Origin of the sequence: Roseovarius aestuarii, assembly GCF_019966515.1 — a bacterium.
Lineage (GTDB): Bacteria > Pseudomonadota > Alphaproteobacteria > Rhodobacterales > Rhodobacteraceae > Roseovarius > Roseovarius aestuarii.
In genome coordinates, this window is sequence record NZ_JAIMIB010000023.1 from 32,471 (window position 1) to 57,874 (window position 25,404).

Here is a 25,404-nt window from a genome sequence, read left to right on the forward strand (position 1 = left end):
GGGTTGGTCAAGGTGGGTTGAAGGGGTTGGTGCGGCAGCTATGCTGATACAAATTTAGTGAGAGAAGTGCTTTGCCGGCTGATACACCTGAAGAACTTGAGAGCTGGCTAAAACGAACGCCGCATAAAACCGCTGTGTTTTTCTTGGCGCGGACGGCACTAAGGGTATTTCCGCTCATAACGGCGGGATCGGGCAGAAATGATACTATCGCGGCCTCACACAGGATCGTGGCTGCAAGGGCAATTCTGACCGCAATAGTGGCAAACAGAGTATCAAGTAGCGAGGTTGATGCAGCCATACGAAGGGCAGCTTCTGCCTTGGAAGCCGCATCCTGGGATCCACATTGCGCCCATGCCTGTTCTGTTGCCGCCTATCGCATCGACGCCGCGCAGCTAAGAGATGCAGTTGTCGCCTATCGCACCTCAGAAAATGCCTTTATCGACGATGCCCATGTTGCACTTGATAGTGATGATAGTCGCCACCGAGTTGACGACGAATCAATGCGCTCGACCACGGCGATGTCAGCTGATGTTGGAATCAATTCAACAAATTTGGCCCTTACTCCACTTTGGCATGATCGAGGCGAGCCTGATTGGTACCCTTTTCCAAACGCGACGCAACACAACCTTCGGGACTACAATGACGAATGGTCTTTCTGGCGCGAGTGGTATCAGGGGTTTCTGGACGGCAATCCCATGAACTGGGAACTCCAACGGCGAGTGGCGTTGATTGACAATGCTATCTGGAAGGCCGGTCCCGACGCGGTAGCTGAAGAAATTGAGCGGATCAGGGCACATTACGCGCTTGAACTGGAGATCGCAGAACTAAAGGAAAAGTTGCGCAAATCCGAGGTGCTCCAAGCGTCGGCGCAGCGGCTCCACAATCAGCCTCCAGAAGCGATTGAGAACCAGGCCGCAGCCATTCGACAGGAAATTACGCTGGTCTGGGACGAACTCGTGGAGCTTGAGGCGGAAATCGCCAAGCCAAAGCCGTCACCGTCCAAACTCAACAAAATTGCCCAAGCACTCTGGGATATTTCTGTACGCATCGGCAAATACTGCGGGTCCAAGGTCGACTTAGCTCTGGATGAATCCGCCAAAGTCATTGGCAAAACCGGAACACAGGTAGCAATCGCGTATGTTACCACCACAACTGCCGCGCAGAATGAAGGCATTCAATCAGTGGTCAAGGCGGTCTGGGAGTTTGTGAAGACGTTGCCACCGGGGTGACCCTACCCTCCGGAAAGGTGCGAAAGCCACGCGGTGGCCTGACCGCGGGGTGGCGAGCCAACGTGAGTGAATGGCAGGTTATCTCCGTTAAATACCTGTGATTTCGATAGCTTGCACTACCTCTCTAAATCGCCAGCCATCGCGCCAAAGGTGCGCCACTCATGGTTGGCACGCCTCTGGCGTGACCGGGCGGTCTGGTAATCGCGCGGCGGCCTTCGACCTTGATTCTGCGCGGGGAGCTTGAACGGTCAGGGAAATACGAAAAATAACCTGTTTGGCGAGTTCCAGTTATGGTTTTCTCGCAAAGTCGAAGGTTTTTGACGCCAAACGTACGACATGCTTACCTATGTTACGCGAAATTGGCACCGGGGCCCGACATGGACGATTTTCACCACAAGCTGACGCAGATGCGGCACGCCTTTCACCGCGACCCCGAATTGGGGTTTCAGGAGGTGCGGACCAAGGCGAAGGTCGCGGCTGCCTTACGCGATCTGGGCCTTGAAGTGCATGAAGGTGCGGGCGTAGTGGGGGTTCTGCGCGCGGGCGGTGGCAATCGGGCGATCGGGCTTCGTGCCGATATGGACGCATTGCCGATCACCGAGGCCAGCAGCCACGGTTACGTCTCGGAAAATCCCGGCGTGATGCATGCCTGCGGCCATGACGGCCATACCACGATGCTTTTGGGCGCTGCCGAGACCCTCACCAGGAACCCGGATTTCGACGGCACGGTCGTGTTCCTGTTTCAGCCCAACGAAGAACACGGGCTGGGCGCGCGGGCGATGATCGACGAAGGCGTGCTGGAGCAATTTCCGATCGACGAGGTCTATGCCATTCACAACCTTCCGGGCGCGCCGGTAGGGCAGGTCTCGACCCGGGTGGGACAGATCTGCGCCAGCGAAAGCCTGTTTGAAATCGAGATCGCCGGTCAGGGCGGCCATGCGTCGATGCCGCATGTCGGGGTGGACGCAATCACGGTGGGCGCCGAGATGGTGCTGGCCTTGCAAACCATCGTCTCGCGCAAGATGGCGCCCAGTTGCGGGACCGTCGTTTCAGTCACAGAATTCCTGACCGACGGGCAGCGCAATGTACTGCCGGGCCACGCGGTGCTGAAGGGTGATGCCCGGTCGCGCGAACCCGAAGACCGGCAGGCAGTCGAAAAATTCATGCGCCAGATCGTGAACGGCATTGCGGCAGCCCACGGGGTAAGCGCGAAGGTGAGTTTCAATACCGAGTTTATCGAGGTGATCAATTCTGCCGCCCCAACAGACGCGGCGGCGCGCGTAGCCCGGACTGAGGGGCTTGAGACCCTGCCAAACCGCCCACCGATGAGCTTTTCCGAGGATTTCGCGCATTTCTGCGCGGCGGTGCCGGGCTGTTTCCTGCTGCTTGGAAACGGCGAAACCGGCCCGCACAGCCAACCGCTGCATGCGGCGGATTACGATTTCAACGATGCGCTTTTGCCCATCGGTGCTGCCTTCTGGGCGGCGCTGGTGCGTGATCGCCTTCCAGCCAGACAGGATACATGATGACAAACCTTCTTCCCCCTGCCCGTCTCGGGCATATTGCCGCCAATCGGGCGACCGGCGACGCCGCGTACCGGGTCTTGCCGCCTGAGGATTTCGCGATTGCCAGAACCGAGATTACCGCGTGGGATGGCTATGCCGAAACGCCGCTGGAGTCGCTGGCAGCGCTTGCGGGCCACATCGGGGTAGGTGAAGTCCTCTACAAAGATGAAGGCCCGCGTTTTGGCCTTGGCAGTTTCAAGGCTCTGGGCGGATCTTACGCCGCGCAACGGGTGTTACAGCGCGAAGTGTCAAAGGCGGTCGGGGCATGTGTCACGCTCGCTGATATCCGCACCGGAAAATACGCTGATGAATGCGCCAGGATCACGCTGGTGTCGGCCACAGACGGCAATCACGGCCGGTCGCTGGCCTGGGGTTGCCAGCGTTTCGGTGCCCCCTGCCGGATCTACATCCATGCCGAGGTCAGCGAAGGCCGCGCCCAGGCGATGCGCGATCTCGGCGCCGAGGTGATCCGGATCGAAGGTGACTATGACGAGTCGGTACGACTGGCCAAAAGCGAGGCCGAAGAAAACGGCTGGTTCGTCGTCTCCGACACGTCATGGCCCGGCTATTCGCTGCCGCCGCGCGACGTAATGTCGGGCTATGGGGTCATGACGCAGGAGATTAACGAGGCGCTGGACCGTGCCCCAACCCATGTCTTCCTGCAGGGCGGCGTGGGCGGGTTGGCCGCTGGCGTGGTTGCCGGGCTTCGGCAATATTGGGGCGACGCTATGCCCCGCGTGATCGTGGTTGAACCCGAACTGGCGGCCTGCCTGTTTGAGAGCGCCAAGACCGGGACCGCAACAACCGTCGCGATCGACGAAGAAACCCTGATGGCGGGCCTGTCTTGTGGCGAGCCATCGGAACTTGCCTGGGAAATACTGGCGGAAGGGGTCAGCGACTTTCTTACCATCCCCGAAGCCATAGTCGCCCCCAGCGTCCGCCTGCTGGCCCGTCCGCTGGATGGTGACATGGCGATCGAGGCAGGCGAAAGCGCCATTGCCGGGCTGGCAGCACTGATCGCTATCCGGCAGGATGCAGTGCTGTCGCAAAAGCTTGGCATAGACGGGCAATCCCGGATCCTTCTTATCGGCTCGGAAGGCGTTACTGACCCCGAAATATTCGCCACGATTATGCGCGAAGAAGTTGCCGCCTGAAATCGCCAGAGCGCCGTTCGTGACCTGCGTAACATGAACGGCGCCCAACGCTCCCGACCTTGTGCAATTTTCTCGCTTTTCTCTCTTTGACAAAGAGGTAGGCGATAAATTTTGTTGTACATTGCAAAAATTGCGACTTTTATCGGATCATGGATGATAAAGACCTGCAGATTCTGAAACTCGTGCAGTCGAATGCCCGCCTGACCGCCGATGCGCTCAGCCTTGAGGTTGGGTTGTCACCGCCCGCCATCCAGAAACGGCTGCGAAAGCTGCGGGATACCGGCGTTATCGAAAACGAAATTGCCGTATTGTCGCCCGCGAAGCTGGGGCGCGAGTTGACGGTGATCGTCCAGGTGGTGCTAGAGCGTGAGAACCGGATGTATCTGGACACCTTCAAGCGCACGATGCGCAACGCGCCGCAGGTTCAGCAGTGTTACTATACCACCGGTGAGGCGGATTTCGTTCTGGTGATGACGGTCAAGAACATCAAGGAATACGAGGAATTCACCCAAGAGTATTTCTTCGATCAGTCGAATGTCAGCCGCTTCACGACCTCGGTGGTCATGGACCGGGTAAAGGTGTCACTGGATATTCTCTGATCAGGGTCTGCTTATGCATCCTAGAACAGACGCAGGAACAGCACCACGAAAACAACCGGCACCAGCAGAGCGTGCAACACGTGGTCGAACCAATTGCTGCTGCCCCATCCCAGAACCCACAGCGCCTGACCCAACACCGCCAGCAGAGGGATGAAAAGACTACCGGTCAGCCACCCGTAGGCGCATAGCATCAGCACCATGATCGCCACAGGCACCGGCGCATAGCCGAAACGATACATATCGACCGGGATCACACCCATCGAGGCGGCCAGAAAGGCGATATAGACCAGCAGGAACACCAGCAATTCGACCGAACCGAACGGATTAACCGGCACCCCTGCCGCCGCTGCCATGTGGCGCAGCGCCAAAAGCGGCAGAACAAGGCTCATCGGGCCGAGAACGGCCACGAAACCATGAAACGCCATGGTATCTCTTAGTAGAAACACGCTGATGAACCCGTTCAGGCAGGCCGCGATCAAAGCCACCGAGGCCGGAAGAAAAAGCCCCGCCAGCGCATAGGTAACCCATCCCAGCAGGATCGCAACCGACGCATAGGTAACAACCCCGATCATTGCGTCGCCACCCAGGCATCATTCAGCACATAAGCCCGGATGCCTCGTTTCGTGCTGTGCGAATAGGTCAGCAGAATGCCACCCGATGGCAGTCGCCGCAGCATCGGATAACGCGCATCACCGGCATCGTCCTCGAACCGGTGGATCATCCGCCAGCTCGCGCCGCCATCCTCAGACACTGACATGCGCAGTTCGTGCCGGCGCTCTGCATCATCATTCATCACCGCAAGGATGCGATCCCCTCCCAGCGACAACGCCGCCACCGGGGCACTTGAATTGGGAATGTCAGTCGGTTCCACTTCGGACCAATCCCGCCCGCCATTGCCGGTGCGGCTGATCCAGAGCTTCCAGCTTGGGTCGAAATCGCGAAGGAACGCCACTGCGCGGTTTTCATCCAGCGGCACGATCATCGGCTGGATCGCCTTGACGTTCGTCGCTGGCATCCTGCGCGTCTCGGTCACGCGGCCCTGTTCATCCAGGCGCGCCAACAACGAATAGGCGCTGCCCATTTCGAAATAGACGGGCAACGCGTGGCTACCATCGGCGTATTCAACCATCGGCGACTTCACCAGATGCGATCGGCCCAGAAGCGGTGACAGGTTAAGCTTGCGCGCCGACGCCGGACCATCTCTGCCCATCCGCACATCCGCGACCGAAGCCATTGCCCATCCGCCAATCGACACCACCGTGGCATAGAGCGCCTTCGGCGCCGCCTCGTTCTGGATCGTATTACCAAGCGTGACCACTAGCTGGGGCGGGTCGAATGCCGATCCCAGACCGTGGCGGGTCGCGTAGGGCGCGGGATCCGATATGTCCCAACCATCCCCCCGCCGGGTAAAATGAGCAGCGTGGATATCGACATCGGCCTGCGCCTCTTGCGATCCTTCGAACCAGACCAGTGAGAAATCTTCGCCTGCGCTTACGATACCAGGGGCATGCGCCTGTCCGGTCTCGGCGGTATAATCGAACAAGAGTTCGAAGAGCGGCGCCGCATCGGTGACCGGTATGTCCGGCACCGCAAATTGCCAGTTCAACGTTTCGTGGCGCAGGATCGCAACGGCGCTGAGACCAATGCTGATAAGGGCGAGGGCAAGGATGAGAAACTGCATCGGCGTCTCAGGCGACCTTCAGGACAATCTTGCCGATATGACCGCTGCCCTCCATCCGGGCATGGGCCTGCGCCGCATCGGTCAGCGCGTATTCACTGTCCATCACCGGTGCGATCCTGCCCGCCTCCAGCATTGGCCAGACCTGCTCGCGCAGCGCCTCGGCAATCGTGGCTTTGGCCAGATCGCTTTGAGGCCGCAACGTGCTGCCGGTGATGGTCAACCGCCGCATCATGATCTGAGCGAAATTTAACTCCACCTTCGGGCCTTGCAAAAACGCGATCTGTATCAGCCGGCCTTCATCGGCCAGGGATTTGACGTTGCGTGGCAGGTAGTCGCCGCCGACCATGTCGAGGATCAGGTTGGCGCCGCCCTCGGCGCGCATCGCCTCGACGAAATCCGCCTCCCGGTAGTTGATCGCCTGTTCGGCGCCGAGATCGCGGCAGACCGCGCATTTCTCATCCGACCCGGCGGTGGTGAACACCCGGGCACCGAAAGCATGGGCAAGCTGAATTGCCGTCGTCCCAATGCCGCTTGACCCGCCATGCACCAGAAACCGCTCACCCGCCTTTAGCCCGCCACGCATAAAAACGTTGGACCAGACGGTAAAGAACGTCTCGGGCAGGCACGCCGCCTGATCCAGCGACAGGCCCGCGGGCACGGGTAGGCAATGGGCGGCAGGCGTGGCGACATATTCGGCATAGCCGCCACCCGGTAAAAGCGCGCAGACCTGATCTCCGATCTGCCAGTCGCTGACGCCCTCCCCCAACGCTACAACCTCTCCGGCACCTTCCAGCCCCGGCAGGTCACTGGCGGTCGGCGGTGGCGCATAAAGGCCCGCGCGTTGCAGCGCATCGGGGCGATTGACCCCCGCGTAGGATAGTCGAATCACCACTTCGCCCTGGCCCGGGGACGGTCTCGGGCGCTCGGTCAGTTGCAGCACATCCGGCCCGCCGGACTCGGTGATTTCCACAGCCTTCATCATATCACCCATCGCCTCACTCCTTATTGCTGCCCTTGATCAGGGTCTTGTCCATCGGCCCGGCATCCCGGCCTGTTGCCCACCCTGCGGCGCTTTTATTCTGCCCACAAAGGCCAGCGGCCCCGCCATCAGGCCGCTCAGCAGCTTGTTCTCCCGCATCTGCGCCTTGAATTTCTCGATCTGCATCACATCCTCAATCCGCCGATCAAGAAACTCGTTCGTCGCCTGATGACCGGGGCTGTCATCGCCCAACCAGTAGAGCACCGTCGCACTGTAAACCCCCGACAGCGTCATGCGTTTGGTGTACCAGTTGATATCGTTCGAGCTATCGCCAAGCGCCACCCAGATTCGATCGCAGGTTTTCCAGATCAGATGCGCACCATCCGCCGCGTAGACCGGTAGCGAAAACAGCGCCATTCCCCGGCGGACAAGCTCCTTGTCCTCAACCGCATCAAGCCGCGCACGCACGGCAAAGGTAATCCGGTCACGGAATTTCATCTCGGTCAGATCGGCGGCCCCGATCACTGCCAGCATGGCCTGATCGCCTGCTTCATGATAGGCCAGCGCCAGGTCGACCGCGCCGCGCGGACAGACCGCGCGGGCCACGCCAAGCTCAATCCCGGCCTCATCGATGGCGGCGCGAAAGGTCGCCTCGCCCCAGCCGTCAAAGGGCACGTGATTCTTCGCCGCTTCGAGCAGTTTAGCCTTGATTTCATGGTTCGACATCACGTCCTCCTGCTATTGGCGCCACCCTAGACAAAAGAAAAGCGCTTTGCTATACGGCCACTTCCTGCAATCTCTTGCAACTTTAACTTAGGAAGGTGGTGACACCACATGCAGGTTAGTGTTCGCGACAATAATGTCGATCAGGCGCTTCGTGCCCTGAAGAAAAAGCTGCAGCGCGAAGGCGTGTTCCGTGAAATGAAGCTCAAGCAACATTTTGAGAAACCGTCCGAGAAAAAAGCGCGCGAAAAAGCTGAAGCGATCCGCCGTGCCCGTAAACTGGCCCGGAAGAAAGCCCAGCGCGAAGGGATGCTTTAAGCACCCGTCGTCAGCTTTGGAAACACTTGAAAATTGATGACCCCCGAGGCCCTGCCGCGGGGGTTTGTCTTTTCTACCGCCCAAGCATTCATGCGACTGAGCCAAAGATCTATTTGTTGATTTGAGGCGGCAGATGACCGGTTTGATGTCCAGACCTACAGTTACGAATGGCCTGAAGTTCCTTCTACAGGTGAGGCATCGCTATCCACCAGATATTGCCACATGGGTCCTTGATACCGGCCATTCGCTCCCCATGCGGACGATTGTTTGGCTCCATCAGAGTGGTAGCACCCAATTGCAACGCCAATTGGTACGCGTTGTCCGCATCTTCCACGTATATGTGCATCTGGGAAATATTAGCCGGGTATTCGTCAGTACTTTCATTTAGCATGATCAAGGAGTTACCAATCAGCAAGCGTGCGTGCTGAATGCTTTTGTCATCGTATCTGCTTTCTTTGACCAGGGTTGCGTCGAATGCAGCGACCAGAAAAGTCATTAGCCGGTCTGCGCCTTCAACTGTGAAATAGGGCGTGATCGTATGTTGCCCCGTATTAGCAATGCCTTCGCTGCCCACCAGAAAATCCTTCGCGCTTTTGGAGCAAGGTGACAGACACATTCAGAGTCTGCAATGTCCGCTTAGCCGACATCGGCGCAAGTGTAGACATCACGGACATGGCCTGAAAAGTGCTTGCGCCGCCCAATGCGATCGCGTGATGTAATGCCAGCACCGACAGGAGGACTTCGATGGCCGAACATGACTATTGCGCCCGTGTGGTCTGGACCGGGAACCGGGGTCAGGGCACCGTGACCTACAAGGGTTATGATCGGACGTGGAACGTGGAAACCCCGGACAAAGCCGTCATCCATTGCTCCAACGATCCGTTGCTGGGCGGTGATCCGACGCTGCATAACCCCGAGGATTTGCTTATCGCGAGCCTGAGCGCCTGCCACATGCTGTGGTATCTGCATCTGGCAAGCGATGCAGGGATCGCCGTGCAGGCTTATTGCGATGATCCGCTGGCCGTGGGTGAGACTGATCGTGCGGGTGCCAGCCGCTTTCTGCGCGCCACACTGCGTCCAAAGATCACTGTGCCTGCAGGCACCGATCTGGCCCGCGCCGACGCTATCCACCACGAGATTCACAAGACCTGTTTCATCGCGCGGTCGGTGAATTTCCCGGTGAGCTATGATGCTACATACGAAGACGCATGATCACTCGCGTGGGAAGGTCTACTGGGCCGGGTCGCCTGTTGGCACAGGCAAATAGTCCGACATCAAGCGCCGAGAGACACCCATAAAATCTTGGCATCTTCTTCACTGGTCGAAATGCAACCATGACCCATGCTGCTGTCGTAATACACGGAATCTCCGGCCTGCATTTGCAGTGGTCTGTAATGCTCAGTAAACAAGGTGACGGCGCCACTGATAACATACATGAATTCTTCCCCATGATGGCGTACCCATGAATCAAATTCGGCAACGTCACGTGCTTTGATCGTGCTGATATAGGGCAGCATCCGCTTGCTTGTGAGCTCAGTGCATAAGAGCTCGTGATTGTAAGTCCGGGTTGCCTGCTGTTCCCCGTCGCCCGACCGGGTGTAGTCCCTGCGACCGGAAATATCGCTTTTGGCCGATTGAACAAAGAGTTGCGGCGTTTCCAGTTCCAGCGTCTGCATCAGTCGGCGAATGATCTCGAAGCTGGGCCGTGTTTGGTTGTTTTCGATCTTAGAAAGGGTCGAGCGGCCGATCGCGGCGGCCTTGGCCGCCTCTTCCAGGGTAAGCCCCTTTTCCTTGCGCGCATCACGAATCATTTTTCCCAGAGTTTCACCATCCGGCGCTTCTGCAGCCTCAGCTGCGATCCCCGTTTCTTCTGCCTGAATGGGTTCCATGGGCAAAATTCTCCTTTTCTTTGCAGAGTTTAACCGGTGTATGATTTGGGGTCAAAGTTTCAATTAAAACTCAACTGTTGATTTTAAGAGAAAAGTTTCCTATAGGCGTCATAAGGTGCGCACTACGGTATACATTTTCAACAAAACCCCAGAATAACCCGGAGGAAACAATGTCCGATTATGACCTCATCGTTGTTGGTGGCGGGCCAGGTGGCTATGTTGCCGCAATTCGGGCGGCCCAATTGGGCATGAATGTTGCCTGCGTCGAAGGGCGCGGTTCATTGGGGGGCACCTGCCTGAACGTGGGCTGTATCCCCTCGAAAGCGCTGCTGACCTCATCCGCGAAATATGCGGAGCTTTCGCATCTGGCCGGGCACGGAATTTCCGTTGGCGAACAACTTCTGGATATCTCCGGAATGATGGCGCGCAAAGACAAGATCGTAACCGATCTGACCAAGGGCATCGGGTTTTTGTTTTCCAAAAACAATATCGACCTGATCGAAGGTTGGGCCAGCATTCCGGCGCCGGGCCAGGTGCAGGTTGGCGATCAGACCCTGAATACCAAGAACATTCTGATCGCCACCGGATCTGAACCAACACCGCTGCCGGGTATCGAATTCGACGAGGTCGATGTGCTGAGCAGCACCGGCGCTTTGGCGTTGACTGACGTTCCAGAGCATCTGGTGGTGATCGGCGCAGGTGTTATCGGGCTGGAACTGGGTCAGGTCTGGTCCAGGTTGGGGGCCAAGGTAACGGTCGTGGAATATCTCGATCGCATTCTACCGGGCATTGATGGTGATATTGCCAAACTGGCGCAACGCGCCCTGTCCAAACGTGGATTGAAATTTCAGCTGGGTCGGGCGCTGCAATCAGTCAGCAAGACGGAAAGCGGCCTGAAACTCTCTCTGAACCGCGTGGCGAAGGATACCGAAGAAGAGCTTGAAGCCAATAAGGTTCTGATCGCGGTTGGCCGCCGCCCGGTAACGGGCGGGCTGGGGCTCGACAAGCTGGGCGTCACCGTGGATAGGCGCGGCTTTATCGAGGTGGATGGCGCGTTCCAGACATCCGTACCGGGCATCTTCGCGATCGGGGATTGCGTGCCGGGTCCGATGCTGGCGCACAAGGCCGAAGAAGACGGCGTGGCCTGTGTCGAAACCCTTGCCGGGCTTGAGGGTCATGTCGACTACAACACCGTCCCGGGTGTCGTTTATACCGATCCCGAAGTCGCCTCCGTTGGCGCGACGGAAGAGGCACTGAAGGAAGCAGGCGTATCCTACACGGTCGGCAAATTTGCCTTCATGGCAAACTCGCGCGCGCGATCATCGGGTGAAACCGACGGCGCGGTAAAGGTATTGGTAGGGTCCGACGGCACCTTCTTTGGCGCACACATCTGCGGCGCTCACGGCGGCGATCTGATCGCCGAACTGGTTCTGGCTATGACCAAAGGAGCCACCGTTGAGGAGGTCGCACGCACCTGTCATGCCCATCCTGCGATGGGCGAAGCAGTCAAAGAGGCCTGCCTGGATGCGCTTGGCCGCGCGATCCACGCGTAAGGAGCAGGTCGTATGACGATTCAACTTCGCCCCCGCCATCCGGAAAAGGCAAAAAAGGCCGATAGTGCGATCCCGCGCAAACCCAAATGGATTCGCCGGAAGAAGATCGAAAGCGAAACCTATTACGAGACACGCCGCCTGATGCGAGAGCATGATCTGGTGACGGTCTGCGAAGAGGCCGCCTGCCCCAACATAGGTGAATGCTGGTCGAAACAGCACGCCACCATGATGATCATGGGCGAGGTCTGTACCCGGGGATGTTCATTCTGCAATGTCACCACCGGGCGGCCAGACGCGCTGGACGCGTTCGAGCCGGGCCGCGTTGCGGCAGCTGTCAAAAAGCTGGACCTGCGGCATGTAGTGATCACCAGCGTGGACCGCGACGACCTGAACGACGGCGGCGCGAGCCATATCGCCCAGACCATTCGCGCCATCCGGCATCAAACGCCCGAGACCACAGTCGAAGTGCTGACACCGGATTTTCTAGGCAAGGGAAGTGCGGCGCAACAGGTTTTCGACGCTGCGCCGGATGTGTTCAATCACAACCTTGAAACGGTGCCGCATCTCTATCCGACCGTGCGCCCGGGCGCACGGTATTATACCTCGTTACGGCTTCTAGATGACGCCAAACGGGCAAGACCGGAAATTTTTACCAAGTCCGGATTGATGGTAGGATTGGGGGAGACGCTTAGCGATGTACGCCAGGTGATGGATGACCTGCGGGCGGCTGGTGTCGATTTTCTGACGGTTGGACAATATCTTCAACCCACCCCGAAACACCATCCGATTGACCGCTTCTGGTCGCCTGAAGAGTTCGCTCAGCTTGAGCAAATCGCACGCAGTAAGGGGTTCTTGCACGTTTCGGCAACACCAATGACACGTTCGTCTTTTCATGCAGACGAAGACTTTACCGCCCTCAAAACGGCTCGCCAGCAGGCATTGGCCACAGGGGCTTAACCAGACGCAATTGGGAGGAACACCATGGAAGCGTTAACGAACATTGTGGGACAGATAAATGGGGTCGTTTGGGGACCCATGATGCTGGTCCTGATCCTGGGAGTAGGATTCTTCCTGCAGGCCGGATTGAAATTCATGCCTATCCTGAAGCTGGGGACCGGCTTCAGGCTTTTGTTCAGCGGCCGTGAGGAACAGGGCGATGGACAGATCAGCCCGTTCAACGCGCTGATGACCTCGCTGTCGGCGACCATCGGTACCGGCAACATCGCCGGTGTGGCAACCGCCGTCTTCCTGGGCGGACCGGGTGCCTTGTTCTGGATGTGGATGACAGCCCTTGTCGGTATGGCCACGAAATACGCCGAGGCCGTCTGTGCCGTAAAATACCGCGAGACAGACGAGTTGGGCAACTTCGTCGGTGGCCCGATGTATTACATCAAAAACGGCCTCAGCAAAAAATGGTACTGGCTTGCCCCCGCATTTGCGCTCTTCGGTGCCATCGCGGCGTTTGGCATCGGTAACGGTGTTCAGGCCAATGGTGTTGCCAGCGTTCTGGAATCGAACTTTGGCGTCAACACATCGGTAACCGGCGTCATCCTGATGGTCCTGACCGCCGCAGTTATCCTGGGCGGTATCAGCCGGATCGGTGCTGTCGCCGGTAAGCTGGTGCCGTTCATGGCTGTGGCCTATATCATCGCCGGTCTGCTGGTTCTGCTGATCAATATCGGCGGCATTGGCAACGCGCTGAACCTGGTCTTCACCCATGCCTTCACCCCGTCCGCCGCCGAAGGTGGCTTCGCCGGTGCAGCAGTATGGGCCGCGATCCGGTTTGGTGTGGCGCGTGGCGTCTTTTCGAACGAAGCCGGCCTTGGCTCGGCCCCGATCGCGCACGCTGCTGCGTCGACCAAAGGCCCGGTCAACCAGGGTCTGGTTGCGATGCTGGGTACGTTCATCGACACGATCATCGTCTGCTCGATCACCGGACTGGCGATCATTGCATCTGGTGCCTGGACGTCAGGTGAATCCGGTGCCGCGCTGACCGCGCATGCGTTCGAGCTGTCATTGCCTGGCCTCGGTGGCTCGCTGATCGCGGTGGCCCTGTCGATCTTTGCCTTCACCACGATCCTCGGCTGGTCGTTCTACGGTGAGAAATGTGTTGGCTTCTTCTTCGGCGCCAAGGCCCTGATGCCCTACCGCATCCTGTGGATCGCGATGATCTATTTCGGTGCAACCGCCGATCTGGGCTTCATCTGGCTGCTGGCGGATACGCTGAACGCTATGATGGCAATCCCGAACCTGATCGCACTGGCGTTGCTCAGCCCGATCGTCTTCAAGCTGACCCGCGAGTTCTTTGCCTCGGGCGGAAAGACGGAAGAGCCCGGCGGAGCTACTGAGTAAGCTGGAACAGGGGGCCAAAACGGCCCCCTGACGTCCCGTTCAAAAAACACTCTTCTAGGAGATTAAGAAGATGGCAACGAAAATTCTTTTGCCGATCGACCACACCGATGAGAAGTCGTGGAAACTGGCGCTTCCCATGGCACTGGATCAGGCAAAATTCTATGGTGCCGACCTGCATGTGGTCTCGGTCATTCCGGAGATTATCAAACTGCCAAATCTGCCGGAAAACTACGGCGCTGGCGCCAGAGATCACGTCCGCGGCGCCATTCAGCAGATACTGGATGACAACGGCGGAACGGGTCTCGAAGTGCATATCGAAGAAGGCAGCGTATACCGCGAGGTATTAAAGCTGGCCCATAAAGACAGCTTCGACATGATCGTCATGGCATCCTCAAAGGGGAGCTTCCCGAACTACGAAATCGGCCCCAACCTGGCCCGCGTTGTGCGCAACGCGCATTGCACGGTTGTGGTGGTACGGGAATAATCAGCAATCGCGCTGGATCAAGGGCAGTTTTTCGACTGCCAACCGCCAAAAACATCAAAGCCACCACTCATGGCGGGAATCTGTTTCAGCGCGAATACCTTCACTATGTTGTCCCTTCTGATGGCATGTAATTGCGACCCTAGAGCATTGTCATGCGCGTGCGTTTTACCCGCTCTACCAGCTCTTTCGAATGGTAGCTGTCTAACCCGCGAAACCCTAATCACTTTTTGCGTTTAAGGCGCAGCCGAAAGGCGGCGAGCAAGCGAAACAAGTTTAAGGCTCGGTACTTTAGACAAGCCCGCGAATGGTCTCGACAAGCTCGGCATTGATCGACCGCGGGCCGGTATCAAGGCGATTAACATGTCGCCGAGCGCCGGGCACCCGCACGCCGTCAAGGCCGGTCAGGCGATCCATAAAACCTTCGACATGCGCCTCCCAGCCGTCACCGGCGATCAGTGCAGGCGAAAGCGCAATCACCATTTCCCCGCCCCGAGGCGGTCCACCGTCATGGTTGTCACTTTCCGCTGCCTCGTAGCTGAAGCTCTCGCCGGTCAGCCCGGCCGCCAGCAGTTCCACCATCAACGCGATTGCCGACCCCTTGTAGCCGCCAAAGGGCAGCAATACGCCCTCGGCAATTGCGGCCGGGTCGGTGGTCTCATTGCCTTCCGCGTCCAACCCGGTGCCTAAGGGCACTGATTTGCCATCACGGGCGGCGATCTGTACGTCACCCATTGCCATCGCCGCCGTCGCCATATCATAGCAGACCGGAGGCTTGCCCGGGCGCGGCCACGCGAATGAGATCGGGTTGGTGCCGAAAAGTTTTTCCTTCGATCCCGCCGGAGCCACCATCGGCATGTAGGCGGTGCAGGCGATGCCGACCAATCCTCGATCGGCCAGGAACTCGGTCTCAGGCCAGAGCGCCGCGAAGTGGTGGATATTGGTCAGCGACAGCGCCGCCACGCCGGTCTCGGCCGCCGTCTCGGCCAGAACGGGCAGCCCGACCGCCTGTGCCAGCGGGGCAAAGCAGCCACCCCCGTCCACATGCACCACCGCCCCGGCCTTTTTCGAGACCTTGGGTTTTGCCTTGCCATTCACCTTGCCGCTGCGCAGCGCCTTCACATATCCCGGCACCCGGAAAAGGCCGTGCGAATGCGAGCCATCCCGTTCGGCCCGCGTGACGATGTCCGCCAGCGCCGAGGCGTTGGCGTCGTCACAACCATTGGCCAGCATCGTATCCAAGGCAAGTGAGTGGATTTCTTCAAGGGAAAGACTGAGTGTGCTCATGTCGTGTGCTTGCCTTTCGTGCCGCTTCGGCCGCCGGTTTTCGCCCCGTCCCGGCATCATCGCCGCCGCCTTGCCATGTCAGAAATATAGACGCGCCGATCACCTGACAATCGCGAACCGTACACCCTGTACGTTTTGTGCGTACAGCATGTACGGGATGTACATAATATCTAACCCGCAAGCGTGTCCATTTTTCGCGCCAGTTTCACATCAAGCGCGCTCAGCCCGTTCACATCATGGGTGGTCAGGGTCACGTCGACCCGATTGTAGACATTGAACCATTCCGGATGATGGTTCCATTTCTCGGCCCAGATCGCCGCGCGTGTCATGAACCCCATCGCATCGGCGAAATCCTTGAACTTGAATTCTTTTTTGATCGCGTCGCGCGTTTCATCCAGCACCCAGCCGGTTTCCAGTAGCGGCTCAAGCGTGGTTTTGCGGGCGGTATCGCTCAGGCGTTCACTCATTCGTGCTCCTCCATGACCTCATTGCGAAAAGGTCCATACTTAGTAAGAATTTCGATGTCTTTCGCAACCGCGCGCTGCTCTGCCTCAAGATATTGCGCAATAGCGTCGGCAAATCCGGCATCCCTAATCCAATGCAGCGAATGGGTTGTGACCGGCAGATAACCCCGTGCCAGTTTGTGCTCCCCCTGCGCGCCGGCCTCAACCCTTTGTAATCCCTCACGAATAGCATAGTCGATGGCTTGATAGTAGCACAGTTCGAAATGCAGACAGGGATAATCCTCGATACAGCCCCAATACCGGCCGTACAGCGCCGAGGCGCCGACCATGTTCATCGCGCCCGCCACCGGGCTGCCGTCGCGCATTGCCAGTATCAGCATGATATCATCGCGTAATTCCGCATGTGCACTCTCGAAAAACGCGCGTGTCAGATAGGGCGTCCCCCATTTGCGCGCGCCGGTGTCCTGATAGAAACGCCAGATCGCATCCCAATGTTCCGCCTCAATGGCGTCACCGGTTAAAACCTTGATTTCACCCCCGAAATTTTGGGCCTGCTGGCGTTCCTTGCGGATATTCTTGCGCTTGCGCGAACTCAGCGAAGCCAGAAACCCGTCGAAATCCGTGTAATCCGCATTAACCCAGTGAAATTGCTGACTGGTCCGCGCCAGCAATCCCATCCCGCCACCCGCCCGGGCCTCGCCCTCGGTGCAAAAGGTGACATGCAGCGACGAGATCTCATTGTTATCTGCGACTTGAACCGCACCTTGCACCAATGCGGATTGACCCATCTCTTCATATCCCGGCCGCACAAGAAACCGTCGTCCGGTAACGGGCGTGAACGGCACCGCCATTTGCAGTTTCGGGTAATAACGTCCCCCCGCACGCTCATAGGCATGCGCCCAGTTATGATCGAAAATATATTCGCCCTGACTGTGTGACTTGGCAAAGAGAGGTGCGCAGGCAATGGTTTGCCCGTCCAGTTCTGCCGTCAGGTAATGCGGTTGCCAACCGGTGCCAGGTCCGACCGATCCGCTGTCTTCCAGCGCCTTCAGAAACCGGTAGGTGGTGAACGGGTCTTCGGGGCGCGCGCCACCTGCTGCCTCGGGACAGGCGCAAGCGTCCCAATCCACGGCGCTGATCTGCGCGAGGCTGTCATGCAGGGTGATGGTAATCTGTTGCTCGCTCATGTCTTCCCCAATCTGTGCCTTTGCAGGCAGGGGTCAAGACGGCATCTTGGCCAGATACTTCTCAAATGTGATGTTATCAGCGGTTTTGCGGGCCTCAGCCTCTTGCTCTTCCGACCGTACTGTCCAGCACAGGATATCCGCGCCCTGCGCCCTGAGCTCCGCCAGACGCGGGTTGTGCAGATCCTTAACCGAATGGCTGACAAATGACGCCCCGGCGCGTTCATAATCGGGGATTGAGCGCAGATGCGCGCGGGTTTCTGGCTTAAGCAACGGCCATGTCTCGGCAGGGAACTGTTCGGTCACGATCCCGCGCGGAAGCTCTGACACAAGATCGGCAAGTGCTACCACCGAATTTGGATTGAATGACATCAGCCCGACGGGTCCAGCATAGCCCTGAATATCTGCCGCCACGGCGTGCTCCAACCGCCCATCGGTCACCCCCATCTGGCCATGCTGATCCTTGAGCTCGATAAGCAACGGCACCTTGCTCGCGACCAGCTCCAGCACTTCTGAGAGCGTCGGGATGCCCTCATCACCGCCCAGCAGGGCGATCTGTGACAGATCTGTCGCGTCGCGCTGCTGGATGACGCCTTTGACGCCGGTCAGACGGGTCAGGTCATAGTCGTGAAACACCATCGCCCGGCCATCGCGGCTGAGCTGCAGATCAATCTCGATCCCATAGCCCGCGGCCATCGCCGCGCGTATAGCCGCCCGCGAGTTTTCCGGTCTTCCGTCACTGACATCATGCAATGCCCGATGCGCGAGCGGAATGCGCCGGAAATCGGCATGTAGCTTCGTCATTTGATCTGGAATACACCGTCGATTTCAACCGCCACCCCCAAGGGCAGTGACGGTGAGGACACCGCTGCGCGCGCGTGTTTTCCGGCATCACCCAACGCTTCCCCGATCAGATTGGAGGCGCCGTTGATCACGACCGGCTGGTCGGTGAAGTCCGGCGTCGAGTTGACGAAACCACCCAGCTTGACCACGCGCACCAGACGATCCAGATCGCCACCACAGGCCGCCTTGACCTGCGCCAGCAGGTTGATCGCGCAAACCTTGGCCGCCTCGGCCCCAGCCTCGGCATCCATGTCGTCGCCCAGCTTGCCCTTGATCGGCCCGTCCGGCCCAAGCGAAATCTGGCCCGAGACATAAAGCATGTCACCCACCTGCACATAAGGCACATAGTTTGCCACCGGTACAGGGGCTTCGGGCAGGGTCACGCCCATCTCGGCCAGTTTGCTTTCGAATTGTCCCATCTGATCGGTCCTCCAGGCATCGTTTCAATCGCGCGCGACGCTAGCCGCTTGCCCATCTGAATGAAATCCCAAAAAGTGCTGAAGGTGCATCCGAATGGACAAAAACCGCAAACCCGCCCAGGATGCAGCGAGGAACGACGCAAAAGGGCGCCGATGAAAATCAGCCAGATCAACCTCTATCAGGTCAGCTTGCCGCTGAAGGAGGGGGCCTATGCCTGGTCAAACCAGAGCTTTGCCGCCTTTGACAGCACCGTAGTCGAGATCAGGACCGATGAGGGCGTGACCGGCGTGGGCGAGATTTGCCCGCTTGGCCCCGCGTACCTGCCCGCCTATGCCGAAGGCGCCCGCACCGGCATCGCCACGATCGCGCCCGGCCTGATCGGACAGGATGCGACGAATATCGGCGCGATCAACCTCAGGATGGACCAGCTTCTGAAAGGGCATCCTTACGTCAAATCTGCCGTTGATGTGGCCTGCTGGGATATTCTGGGCAAGGCCACCGGGCGGCCCGTCTGCGACCTACTGGGTGGACGGTTGCAGGACAAGGTGCGGCTCTTCAAGGTGGTGTCACGCGCAGAACCACAGGCGATGGCCGAGAAACTGATCGCCTATCAGGAACAGGGGTTTTCGCAGTTCCAGATGAAGGTGGGGGCGGATGCCGATACGGACATCACCCGCATCAGGCGGGTCGCGGATGTGCTGAAATCCGGCAACAAGCTGGCGGCGGACGCAAATTGCGGCTGGCGGCAACATGACGCGGTGCGCGTGGTCACGGCCGTATCGGATATGAGCCTTTATATTGAACAGCCCTGCGAAACCTATGAAGAGTGCCGGGTGGTGCGCGATCACTCACCCCATCCGATGATTTTGGACGAATGTATGGATAGCCTGCAAGCGGTCCTGCGCGGCCACTCTGAGCGGGCGATGGATGTGATCAACCTCAAGATCAGCCGCATGGGCGGACTCAGCAAGTCGCGCATTATCCGCGATGTCTGCCTGCAACTTGGCATTATCATGACCATCGAGGACACCTGGGGCGGTGAGATCGGCGATGCCGCGATTGCGCATCTGGCGCATTCAACCCCGTCTGATTTCCACTTTCAGTCCTCGGCCTTCCACGAATACGCCACCCATCCGATTGCCAGCGGCGGCCCGGTGATCAGGGACGGTTTCATGGCGATGTCCGACGCGCCTGGCCTCGGGGTCGAACCCGACTGGAATCTGCTGGGCAAACCCATTGCCTCGATCAGCGGCTAGGCGTTACTCGCGGAACGCCTTGGTGAAGTAATCCGTCAACGGCTTGGTCAGATAGGCCAGCGGCGTGCGATCCTCGGTGCGGATGAACGCTTCGACCGGCATGCCCGGGATTAGCACCGCATCTTCCGGTAGCCGCGCCTGCTCACCCTCGCTCAGCGCGATCTCGGCGCGGTAGAACGACACCTGAGACCGCTCGTCCTCGAACGCATCGGCGGATATCTGAACCACCTCGCCATTCAGTTCAGGGGTTGTACGCTGGTCCAGCGCCGAAAACCGAAGTACCACCTCCTGGCCGATCAGAACCTTGTCGATATGGATGGGTTCGATCCTGGCATTGATGATCAACGGGCGATCCTGTGGCACGAGGTAAAGCACCGGATCGGCGGCGCGAATAACCGAGCGCAGGGCAAATACCTGCAAATCATAGACCACGCCGGATACCGATGCCGAGATGTCCAGCCGGTTCAGCCGTTCGATCAGGGCAAGGCGCTGTTCGCGCAGCTCCAGCTCGCGGTACTGCAGGTCACGCAGCTGGGTGATCGCCTCCTCGCGCCGCCCGCTGCCCAGTTTGAGAATCTCGATATCAATCTCGGTGATCCGGCCGCCCGCCTCGGCCTTTTGCGCCTCAAGATCGCCCATCGTACCACTCAGGCTCGCCTCTTCGCGCTGCAGGCTTAACACCCGCGCTGCCTGCGCCAGACCTTGATCCAGCAACCTCTGCTGATCTTTTAGTTCTTTCGAAATCAACTCAAGCTGGGTCGTGAGCGAATTCTGTTGCGCGACGATACCCTCGATCTGATTGGCGATCTGCCCGCGTCGCTTTTCCAATTGCGATATCTCGTTGGTGGTCGATTCCGCCCGTGCCGTCATCAGACGTCTTTGACCAGCAATCAGATCGGGCACGTCAGCATTGATCTCGGCCGTCTCCAGCAAAAGCGGATCGAAAGTGATTTCGCTTCTCCCGTCACGCTCGGCCTCCAGCCGTCCGCGTCGTGCCATGAGCTCGAACAGTTGGCCTTCGTTAATGGCCAGCTGCGATTTCAATTCCGTGTCATCCAGCCGAACCAGCACGTCACCGATACTGACCGCATCGCCCTCATCAACCAGAATTTCGGCCACGACCCCACCATCGGGGTGCTGCACCACCTGCCGGTTCTGATCCACCTCGATCCGGCCATTGGCGATAATCGCGCCAGAGATATTGGTCATCACCGCCCAGGTGCCAAATCCTCCGACCAGCAGCAACAGGCCCAGCAAACCAACGGTCATGGGTCCGCGTGCGGACCATCCGGCGTTTGTGTCTTGTGTCATTGCACACCTCCAGGACCGGCAGATTTGCTGATCTCGGAGTGATTTTTCACCACATCCTTCAAGACTTGCTCCTTGGGTCCGTAGGCACGTAGTGCGCCGTGGTCCAGCATCAACAGCATGTCGCATTCCTTAATCGCCGCCGGGCGGTGCGCCATGATCAAAATGGCCTTGCCATCAGCTTTCATGCCCCTGATCGCGGTATTCACAGCCTCGCTGCCTTCGTTATCCAGATTCGAGTTGGGCTCGTCCAATACCAGTACGACCGGGTCACCATACATCGCCCTTGCCAGACCGATCCGCTGCATCTGACCACCTGACAGCCGTCCACCCGAGGCACTGACGCGGGTATCATATCCATCGGGCAGTTTCAGGATCATGTCATGGGCGTCGGCTTTCTTGGCCGCGATGACGACCTGTTCAGCATCCGGAGATTGCGAAAGCTTGGCAATGTTTTCGGCTATTGTTCCATCGAAGAGCTGCACCCGCTGTGGCAGATAGCCAATATGCTGACCCAGTACCGCCGGATCGTATTGCTCCAGCGCAGCACCATCCAGCCTGATCTTGCCAGCCGCGACGCGCCATGCACCGGTCAGGGCGCGCGCCAGCGTTGATTTACCCGCGCCGGACGCACCGATCACCCCGACCGCCTGCCCGGGCTGCACCGTGAAGGTCACCCCTTTCAAAGCGGCCTGTCGTTCACCGGGTGGGACAACAGAGGCTTGCTGAACTTCCAGAAGGGCTCGGGGTTTGGGCAGCGCCGTGCGCGGATTTTCTACCGGCACCTGCCCCAGCAGCCCTGCCAGGGTTTCCCATCCCTTGATCGCCCGCTGTACCAGGGGCCATTGCCCGATGGATTGCTCGATCGGTGCAAGGGCGCGGCCCAGCAGAATCGACCCGGCGATCATCGCGCCGGGCGTCAACTCGTTCTGCAGCACCAGATAAGCCCCCAAGCCCAGCATCGCCGATTGCAGAAACAAGCGGAATGTCTTGGTCGACGTGGTGAATGTGCCACCAAGATCAGCCGAGCGTATCTGCTCCTGCAACGCCTGTTGGCGCGCGACCTGCCAGCGGTCGAAGGCGGCATCGCGCATCCCCATTGCCTGCACCATCTCGGCTTCGGTGCCGATCTGGTTGGAAATCGCTTCGGCCCCGACGGCTGCCGAATTCGCCTTGGCCAGCGGTTGCCGTGTTACCATTTGGTTGATCAGCGTAACGGCAATCAAAATCGCTCCGCCCACAAGCGCCAGCACGCCCAGCATAGGGTGGAAAATCCAGATACCCGCCAGAAAAAACGGGGTCCAGGGAATATCAAACATCGCCGTCAGAACGGGTGAGCTCATCAGCCGCTGAATCGCTTCCAGATCGCGTAACCCGGTGGCCGTGCTTGCATCTGGCGCCACCGCGGATTTGCGAATCACCGCATCAAACACGCGGCGATCCAGCCGCGCCTGAAACCGGGCACCGACACGCGCCATGATTCGGCCGCGCGCATAATCGAGCAGCCCCATCATGCCGTAAAGAAACAGCACCAGAACCGACAGCGCGATCAGTGTTTCGATCGACCGGCTGCCCAGCACCCGATCATAGACCTGCAGCATATAGAGCGGCCCGGTGAGCATCAGAAGATTGGCAAAAAAGCCAAAAATTCCTACGAACCAATATAATCCACGGCTTTCCCGGCGAGCTGCCCGCAACTCGTCCTTACCGGCCTCGATTGCTCTCTTATCCATTCAGTTGTATCCGCCCGATTGCCTGCTGGATGGTGTTTGCCCATCCGCTTTGCTTGCCTTACAGGAATTGTCACCATTCTGCCACATCGTGGTGCTGATTTCATTGTCTGGTCTGGGCAATATCATGTAGTAGGCTAAATACAGCGCGTAACCTTTAGGACAAATTAAATTGCTGCCTTCAATCAATATCAGTCTGCGGTCACTCCGCCCTGCGGTTGTCGTAGCGTGCCTTGGTCTTCTGGTGGCATGCGGTCAGCCAGATCAATCCGTCACACGCAACACCCCGCCCGATCCGCACGAGAAGTTCAACCGCAAGGTTCACAACTTCAATCGCGGACTTGACCGGGCGATTATCCGCCCGGCAGGCAAGGGCTACAGTTCTGCAATTCCTGATGACATCGAAACCATGATTGGCCGATTTGCCTTCAACCTGTCCATCCCGAGTGCGGTGGTGAACAATATCCTGCAGGGCAACATGCGCGGCGCCTTTCAGGACACGGCGCGTTTTGCGGTCAACACCACCGTGGGTCTGGGTGGCTTTTTCGACCCGGCGAGCGAATTGAGTATGCCGTCACCCACCGATGCCGATTTCGGCCAGACGCTCTATGTCTGGGGTGTACCCACAGGCAATTACGGCGAAGTTCCCTTTCTCGGCCCCGGCACCGACCGGCGCATGGCAGGCAGGCTGGTCGATCTCTTCACAAATCCGCTCAGCTACGTTCTGCCGGACCCAGAGAGATATTATGGTACGGGCGCCGCGTTGGGCGCACGGCTAAGTGACCGCGCTCGCTATTCCGACACCATCGATTCGGTGCTATATGAAAGCGAAGACAGCTATGCAGCGACACGCTCGTTGTATCTGCAAAATCGCCGCTTCAGGCTGGATGGGGGCAGAAGTGATAGTTATCAGGACCCCTATGACGAGCTTTACGGTGTAACGAGTGAGGAAACCAACAATGCAGCAAGTGACCAATAGGCTGAATCGTCGCCACTTCATCGCAACGGGGCTTTCCGCCGCTACGGCCATCGCGTTGCCGGCCCCTGTGCTTGCCCTAACAGACGCGGGCGCGCGGGCGCTGGTCGACCGGGTGGTGAACGACATCAACAAGGTCATCGCGTCGGGTAAATCGCAATCAGCGATGATCTCGGATTTTGAACGGATATTCGGCCGCTATGCCGATGTGAACATCATCGCCCAGTCCACGCTGGGAGCGGATTCCCGCCGTGCCAGCAGCAGCCAGCTACGCGCCTTTTCGACCGTCTTCCGCGGCTATATCGCCCGCAAATACGGCAAGAGGTTCCGCGAATTTGTCGGCGGAAAGATTGATGTTACCGGCGTGCGGAAGGTAAAGTCCTGGCACGAGGTGAAATCCACTGTGCAACTGCGCGGCTCGGCCCCGTTCGATGTGCGTTTTCTGGTTTCGGACCGGTCCGGCAAAGACCTGTTTTTCGATATGATCATCGAAGGCGTCAGCCTGCGACTTAGCGAACGCACGGAAATCGGTGCCATGCTGGATCGCCGCAACGGTAATATTGATGCCTTGATCACCGATCTGAAGACGGCGGGCTGAACGGCTTCTTCCCGATCTGATTGCACAAGTTCAGCGATGGCTTCAATGCGGACAAAGAGAGCCTTCTCCTTACTCGCATCAATGTCTGGTTACAGCGGACTGCGCCATTTCAATCGTCGTTGTTACTTCAATAATCAGCTTCAAACGGCTGCAAGAAACGCATCAGCTCTATCTTTTTTCTTTGCCCATAAAGTTACCAGTCGGGTGACAGACCTAGTTTCATCAATCGGTTGCCAAACATCGAATGAATCTCCCTTGAAACGGAGCGCTTTGGATCCGGCTTACTCCGCAGGCACCAAGGGTTGGTCGTAATTGCCTTTGACACGCTCCTTGGTCGGGTCGAAATGCGGATAGCGCACAACCCGCGCTTTCAGGCGCTTTTGCAGCCCGTCAAGTTGCCCGATCTCAAGCTCGGTACCCAGCTCCGCATGGCTGACCGACACCCGCGCCAGGGCGATGTTCTTGCCCAGAATGGGGGATTTCATCGCGCTTGTGACCTCGCCGACCTGCGCCTTGCCGATACGCACGCAATCTCCCGGCGAGGCGACAATGCCGCCTACCAGCTCAAGCCCCACCAGTTGGCGGTGCGGATGTGCCTTGCGCTCTTCCAGCGCCGCCCGGCCGATGAAATCATCCTCTTTCGATTTCAGCGGCACGGTAAAGCCGATCCCGGCCTCCCACGGGTCGGTCTGATCGTCGAATTCCGATCCGGCAAAGATTAGCCCGGCCTCGATCCGAACCATGTCCAGCGCCGCCAGGCCAAAGGGCGTCAGGCCCATCGGTTCACCCACCTTCCAGATCGCGTCAAAGACCTC

The 25,404-nt window shown here is 58.6% G+C and carries 28 protein-coding genes; 13 read left to right on the top strand and 15 right to left on the bottom strand.

From position 1 onward, the window contains the following. Positions 1-7 precede the first annotated feature (7 nt). Positions 8-298, bottom strand: coding sequence for a hypothetical protein (locus LC334_RS20255; RefSeq protein WP_223413097.1), 291 nt, complete (start codon positions 296-298; stop codon positions 8-10). A gap of 19 nt (positions 299-317) precedes the next feature. Here LC334_RS20255 and LC334_RS20260 point away from each other — a divergent pair, with 19 nt between their 5' ends. From LC334_RS20260 to LC334_RS20275, 4 genes are all read left to right on the top strand, one after another. Next, the gene (locus LC334_RS20260; RefSeq protein ID WP_085802187.1) at positions 318-1,229 is read left to right on the top strand and encodes a hypothetical protein; all 912 of its coding nucleotides are present in this window, start codon (positions 318-320) and stop codon (positions 1,227-1,229) included. A gap of 377 nt (positions 1,230-1,606) precedes the next feature. Next, positions 1,607-2,755 (top strand): amidohydrolase, encoded by a 1,149-nt coding sequence (locus LC334_RS20265; RefSeq protein ID WP_085802186.1) that lies wholly within the window; start codon positions 1,607-1,609, stop codon positions 2,753-2,755. Continuing rightward, positions 2,755-3,948, top strand: a complete 1,194-nt coding sequence (locus LC334_RS20270) for a diaminopropionate ammonia-lyase (RefSeq protein ID WP_085802218.1) — start codon at positions 2,755-2,757, stop codon at positions 3,946-3,948. The genes LC334_RS20265 and LC334_RS20270 overlap by 1 nt, the downstream gene beginning before the upstream one ends. Before the next feature lie 149 nt (positions 3,949-4,097). Next, positions 4,098-4,547 carry an Lrp/AsnC family transcriptional regulator gene (locus LC334_RS20275; RefSeq protein WP_085802185.1) on the top strand — a complete coding sequence of 150 codons (450 nt, stop codon included), beginning with the start codon at positions 4,098-4,100 and terminating at the stop codon, positions 4,545-4,547. A 20-nt stretch (positions 4,548-4,567) separates the two neighbouring features. Here LC334_RS20275 and LC334_RS20280 read toward each other — a convergent pair whose 3' ends face one another. Genes LC334_RS20280 through LC334_RS20295 form a run of 4 tightly spaced genes read right to left on the bottom strand, consistent with a single transcriptional unit; the run spans position 4,568 to position 7,933 of the window. Next, on the bottom strand, positions 4,568-5,119 hold the full coding sequence (locus tag LC334_RS20280) for a hypothetical protein (RefSeq protein ID WP_085802184.1): 552 nt from the start codon (positions 5,117-5,119) through the stop codon (positions 4,568-4,570). Then, entirely contained in the window at positions 5,116-6,228 is a 1,113-nt protein-coding gene (locus tag LC334_RS20285) for an exo-alpha-sialidase (protein WP_085802183.1), read from the bottom strand. Before LC334_RS20285 ends, LC334_RS20280 begins: the two co-directional genes overlap by 4 nt. A gap of 7 nt (positions 6,229-6,235) precedes the next feature. Further along, entirely contained in the window at positions 6,236-7,219 is a 984-nt protein-coding gene (locus LC334_RS20290) for an NAD(P)H-quinone oxidoreductase (protein WP_085802182.1), read from the bottom strand. Between the two features lie 27 nt (positions 7,220-7,246). Further along, complete coding sequence (locus LC334_RS20295; RefSeq protein ID WP_085802181.1) at positions 7,247-7,933, bottom strand: COQ9 family protein; 687 nt, start codon at positions 7,931-7,933, stop codon at positions 7,247-7,249. Between the two features lie 108 nt (positions 7,934-8,041). On the opposite strand from LC334_RS20295, the gene rpsU reads away from it, so the two are divergent. Continuing rightward, the gene (rpsU, locus tag LC334_RS20300; RefSeq protein WP_008207378.1) at positions 8,042-8,248 is read left to right on the top strand and encodes a 30S ribosomal protein S21; all 207 of its coding nucleotides are present in this window, start codon (positions 8,042-8,044) and stop codon (positions 8,246-8,248) included. Between the two features lie 184 nt (positions 8,249-8,432). Here the strand turns inward: rpsU and LC334_RS20305 are convergent, their stop codons facing one another. After that, positions 8,433-8,822 (bottom strand): VOC family protein, encoded by a 390-nt coding sequence (locus tag LC334_RS20305; RefSeq protein ID WP_223413098.1) that lies wholly within the window; start codon positions 8,820-8,822, stop codon positions 8,433-8,435. A 170-nt stretch (positions 8,823-8,992) separates the two neighbouring features. Between LC334_RS20305 and LC334_RS20310 the strand changes: the two genes are divergently transcribed. Then, a complete protein-coding gene (locus LC334_RS20310; RefSeq protein ID WP_085802180.1) occupies positions 8,993-9,460 on the top strand; it encodes an OsmC family protein in 468 nt (155 codons plus the stop codon). Between the two features lie 62 nt (positions 9,461-9,522). Here the strand turns inward: LC334_RS20310 and LC334_RS20315 are convergent, their stop codons facing one another. Then, a complete protein-coding gene (locus LC334_RS20315) occupies positions 9,523-10,137 on the bottom strand; it encodes a helix-turn-helix domain-containing protein (protein ID WP_085802179.1) in 615 nt (204 codons plus the stop codon). Between the two features lie 170 nt (positions 10,138-10,307). Between LC334_RS20315 and lpdA the strand changes: the two genes are divergently transcribed. The 4 genes from lpdA to LC334_RS20335 all read left to right on the top strand — a co-directional run bounded on the left by lpdA (position 10,308) and on the right by LC334_RS20335 (position 14,526). Next, positions 10,308-11,690, top strand: coding sequence for a dihydrolipoyl dehydrogenase (lpdA, locus tag LC334_RS20320; protein WP_085802178.1), 1,383 nt, complete (start codon positions 10,308-10,310; stop codon positions 11,688-11,690). A gap of 12 nt (positions 11,691-11,702) precedes the next feature. Continuing rightward, the gene (gene lipA, locus LC334_RS20325; protein WP_085802177.1) at positions 11,703-12,647 is read left to right on the top strand and encodes a lipoyl synthase; all 945 of its coding nucleotides are present in this window, start codon (positions 11,703-11,705) and stop codon (positions 12,645-12,647) included. A 24-nt stretch (positions 12,648-12,671) separates the two neighbouring features. Next, entirely contained in the window at positions 12,672-14,042 is a 1,371-nt protein-coding gene (locus LC334_RS20330) for an alanine/glycine:cation symporter family protein (protein WP_085802176.1), read from the top strand. A gap of 70 nt (positions 14,043-14,112) precedes the next feature. Next, positions 14,113-14,526: a universal stress protein gene (locus tag LC334_RS20335; RefSeq protein ID WP_085802175.1), complete on the top strand. Its 414-nt coding sequence runs from the start codon at positions 14,113-14,115 to the stop codon at positions 14,524-14,526. 288 nt (positions 14,527-14,814) lie between these two features. Here LC334_RS20335 and LC334_RS20340 read toward each other — a convergent pair whose 3' ends face one another. From LC334_RS20340 to LC334_RS20360, 5 genes are all read right to left on the bottom strand, one after another. Next, positions 14,815-15,810, bottom strand: a complete 996-nt coding sequence (locus LC334_RS20340) for an Ldh family oxidoreductase (RefSeq protein WP_085802216.1) — start codon at positions 15,808-15,810, stop codon at positions 14,815-14,817. A gap of 170 nt (positions 15,811-15,980) precedes the next feature. Further along, the gene (locus LC334_RS20345; RefSeq protein WP_085802174.1) at positions 15,981-16,277 is read right to left on the bottom strand and encodes a 4a-hydroxytetrahydrobiopterin dehydratase; all 297 of its coding nucleotides are present in this window, start codon (positions 16,275-16,277) and stop codon (positions 15,981-15,983) included. After that, on the bottom strand, positions 16,274-17,461 hold the full coding sequence (locus tag LC334_RS20350; RefSeq protein ID WP_085802173.1) for a GNAT family N-acetyltransferase: 1,188 nt from the start codon (positions 17,459-17,461) through the stop codon (positions 16,274-16,276). The genes LC334_RS20345 and LC334_RS20350 overlap by 4 nt, the downstream gene beginning before the upstream one ends. A gap of 33 nt (positions 17,462-17,494) precedes the next feature. Next, positions 17,495-18,262, bottom strand: coding sequence for a glycerophosphodiester phosphodiesterase family protein (locus LC334_RS20355; protein ID WP_085802172.1), 768 nt, complete (start codon positions 18,260-18,262; stop codon positions 17,495-17,497). Next, entirely contained in the window at positions 18,259-18,720 is a 462-nt protein-coding gene (locus LC334_RS20360; protein WP_085802171.1) for a RidA family protein, read from the bottom strand. Before LC334_RS20360 ends, LC334_RS20355 begins: the two co-directional genes overlap by 4 nt. Positions 18,721-18,873: 153 nt before the next feature. Between LC334_RS20360 and LC334_RS20365 the strand changes: the two genes are divergently transcribed. Further along, a complete protein-coding gene (locus tag LC334_RS20365) occupies positions 18,874-19,977 on the top strand; it encodes a cis-3-hydroxy-L-proline dehydratase (RefSeq protein ID WP_085802215.1) in 1,104 nt (367 codons plus the stop codon). A 3-nt stretch (positions 19,978-19,980) separates the two neighbouring features. On the opposite strand, the gene LC334_RS20370 is transcribed toward LC334_RS20365, so the two are convergent. Next, on the bottom strand, positions 19,981-21,288 hold the full coding sequence (locus LC334_RS20370; RefSeq protein ID WP_085802170.1) for an HlyD family type I secretion periplasmic adaptor subunit: 1,308 nt from the start codon (positions 21,286-21,288) through the stop codon (positions 19,981-19,983). Continuing rightward, positions 21,285-23,018: a type I secretion system permease/ATPase gene (locus LC334_RS20375; RefSeq protein ID WP_085802169.1), complete on the bottom strand. Its 1,734-nt coding sequence runs from the start codon at positions 23,016-23,018 to the stop codon at positions 21,285-21,287. The genes LC334_RS20370 and LC334_RS20375 overlap by 4 nt, the downstream gene beginning before the upstream one ends. A 169-nt stretch (positions 23,019-23,187) precedes the next feature. Between LC334_RS20375 and LC334_RS20380 the strand changes: the two genes are divergently transcribed. Together LC334_RS20380 and LC334_RS20385 are read left to right on the top strand one after the other, a co-directional pair. Further along, positions 23,188-23,994 carry an MlaA family lipoprotein gene (locus LC334_RS20380; protein ID WP_223413099.1) on the top strand — a complete coding sequence of 269 codons (807 nt, stop codon included), beginning with the start codon at positions 23,188-23,190 and terminating at the stop codon, positions 23,992-23,994. Further along, the gene (locus LC334_RS20385) at positions 23,975-24,589 is read left to right on the top strand and encodes an MlaC/ttg2D family ABC transporter substrate-binding protein (protein WP_085802168.1); all 615 of its coding nucleotides are present in this window, start codon (positions 23,975-23,977) and stop codon (positions 24,587-24,589) included. The genes LC334_RS20380 and LC334_RS20385 overlap by 20 nt, the downstream gene beginning before the upstream one ends. Positions 24,590-24,870: 281 nt before the next feature. Here LC334_RS20385 and LC334_RS20390 read toward each other — a convergent pair. Beyond that, on the bottom strand, positions 24,871-25,404 hold a 534-nt coding region (locus LC334_RS20390; protein WP_317850398.1), incomplete at its 5' end, for a glycine cleavage T C-terminal barrel domain-containing protein.

Excerpts from the sequence above, each read along its gene's own strand:
- LC334_RS20255 (WP_223413097.1), bottom strand. The coding sequence starts at position 298 with ATGGCTGCATCAACCTCGCTACTTGATACTCTGTTTGCCACTATTGCG.
- LC334_RS20265 (WP_085802186.1), top strand. The coding sequence starts at position 1,607 with ATGGACGATTTTCACCACAAGCTGACGCAGATGCGGCACGCCTTTCAC.
- LC334_RS20270 (WP_085802218.1), top strand. The coding sequence starts at position 2,755 with ATGACAAACCTTCTTCCCCCTGCCCGTCTCGGGCATATTGCCGCCAAT.
- LC334_RS20275 (WP_085802185.1), top strand. The coding sequence starts at position 4,098 with ATGGATGATAAAGACCTGCAGATTCTGAAACTCGTGCAGTCGAATGCC.
- LC334_RS20280 (WP_085802184.1), bottom strand. The coding sequence starts at position 5,119 with ATGATCGGGGTTGTTACCTATGCGTCGGTTGCGATCCTGCTGGGATGG.
- LC334_RS20285 (WP_085802183.1), bottom strand. The coding sequence starts at position 6,228 with ATGCAGTTTCTCATCCTTGCCCTCGCCCTTATCAGCATTGGTCTCAGC.
- LC334_RS20290 (WP_085802182.1), bottom strand. The coding sequence starts at position 7,219 with ATGGGTGATATGATGAAGGCTGTGGAAATCACCGAGTCCGGCGGGCCG.
- LC334_RS20295 (WP_085802181.1), bottom strand. The coding sequence starts at position 7,933 with ATGTCGAACCATGAAATCAAGGCTAAACTGCTCGAAGCGGCGAAGAAT.
- rpsU (WP_008207378.1), top strand. The coding sequence starts at position 8,042 with ATGCAGGTTAGTGTTCGCGACAATAATGTCGATCAGGCGCTTCGTGCC.
- LC334_RS20310 (WP_085802180.1), top strand. The coding sequence starts at position 8,993 with ATGGCCGAACATGACTATTGCGCCCGTGTGGTCTGGACCGGGAACCGG.
- LC334_RS20315 (WP_085802179.1), bottom strand. The coding sequence starts at position 10,137 with ATGGAACCCATTCAGGCAGAAGAAACGGGGATCGCAGCTGAGGCTGCA.
- lpdA (WP_085802178.1), top strand. The coding sequence starts at position 10,308 with ATGTCCGATTATGACCTCATCGTTGTTGGTGGCGGGCCAGGTGGCTAT.
- lipA (WP_085802177.1), top strand. The coding sequence starts at position 11,703 with ATGACGATTCAACTTCGCCCCCGCCATCCGGAAAAGGCAAAAAAGGCC.
- LC334_RS20330 (WP_085802176.1), top strand. The coding sequence starts at position 12,672 with ATGGAAGCGTTAACGAACATTGTGGGACAGATAAATGGGGTCGTTTGG.
- LC334_RS20335 (WP_085802175.1), top strand. The coding sequence starts at position 14,113 with ATGGCAACGAAAATTCTTTTGCCGATCGACCACACCGATGAGAAGTCG.
- LC334_RS20340 (WP_085802216.1), bottom strand. The coding sequence starts at position 15,810 with ATGAGCACACTCAGTCTTTCCCTTGAAGAAATCCACTCACTTGCCTTG.
- LC334_RS20345 (WP_085802174.1), bottom strand. The coding sequence starts at position 16,277 with ATGAGTGAACGCCTGAGCGATACCGCCCGCAAAACCACGCTTGAGCCG.
- LC334_RS20350 (WP_085802173.1), bottom strand. The coding sequence starts at position 17,461 with ATGAGCGAGCAACAGATTACCATCACCCTGCATGACAGCCTCGCGCAG.
- LC334_RS20355 (WP_085802172.1), bottom strand. The coding sequence starts at position 18,262 with ATGACGAAGCTACATGCCGATTTCCGGCGCATTCCGCTCGCGCATCGG.
- LC334_RS20360 (WP_085802171.1), bottom strand. The coding sequence starts at position 18,720 with ATGGGACAATTCGAAAGCAAACTGGCCGAGATGGGCGTGACCCTGCCC.
- LC334_RS20365 (WP_085802215.1), top strand. The coding sequence starts at position 18,874 with ATGAAAATCAGCCAGATCAACCTCTATCAGGTCAGCTTGCCGCTGAAG.
- LC334_RS20370 (WP_085802170.1), bottom strand. The coding sequence starts at position 21,288 with ATGACACAAGACACAAACGCCGGATGGTCCGCACGCGGACCCATGACC.
- LC334_RS20375 (WP_085802169.1), bottom strand. The coding sequence starts at position 23,018 with ATGGATAAGAGAGCAATCGAGGCCGGTAAGGACGAGTTGCGGGCAGCT.
- LC334_RS20385 (WP_085802168.1), top strand. The coding sequence starts at position 23,975 with ATGCAGCAAGTGACCAATAGGCTGAATCGTCGCCACTTCATCGCAACG.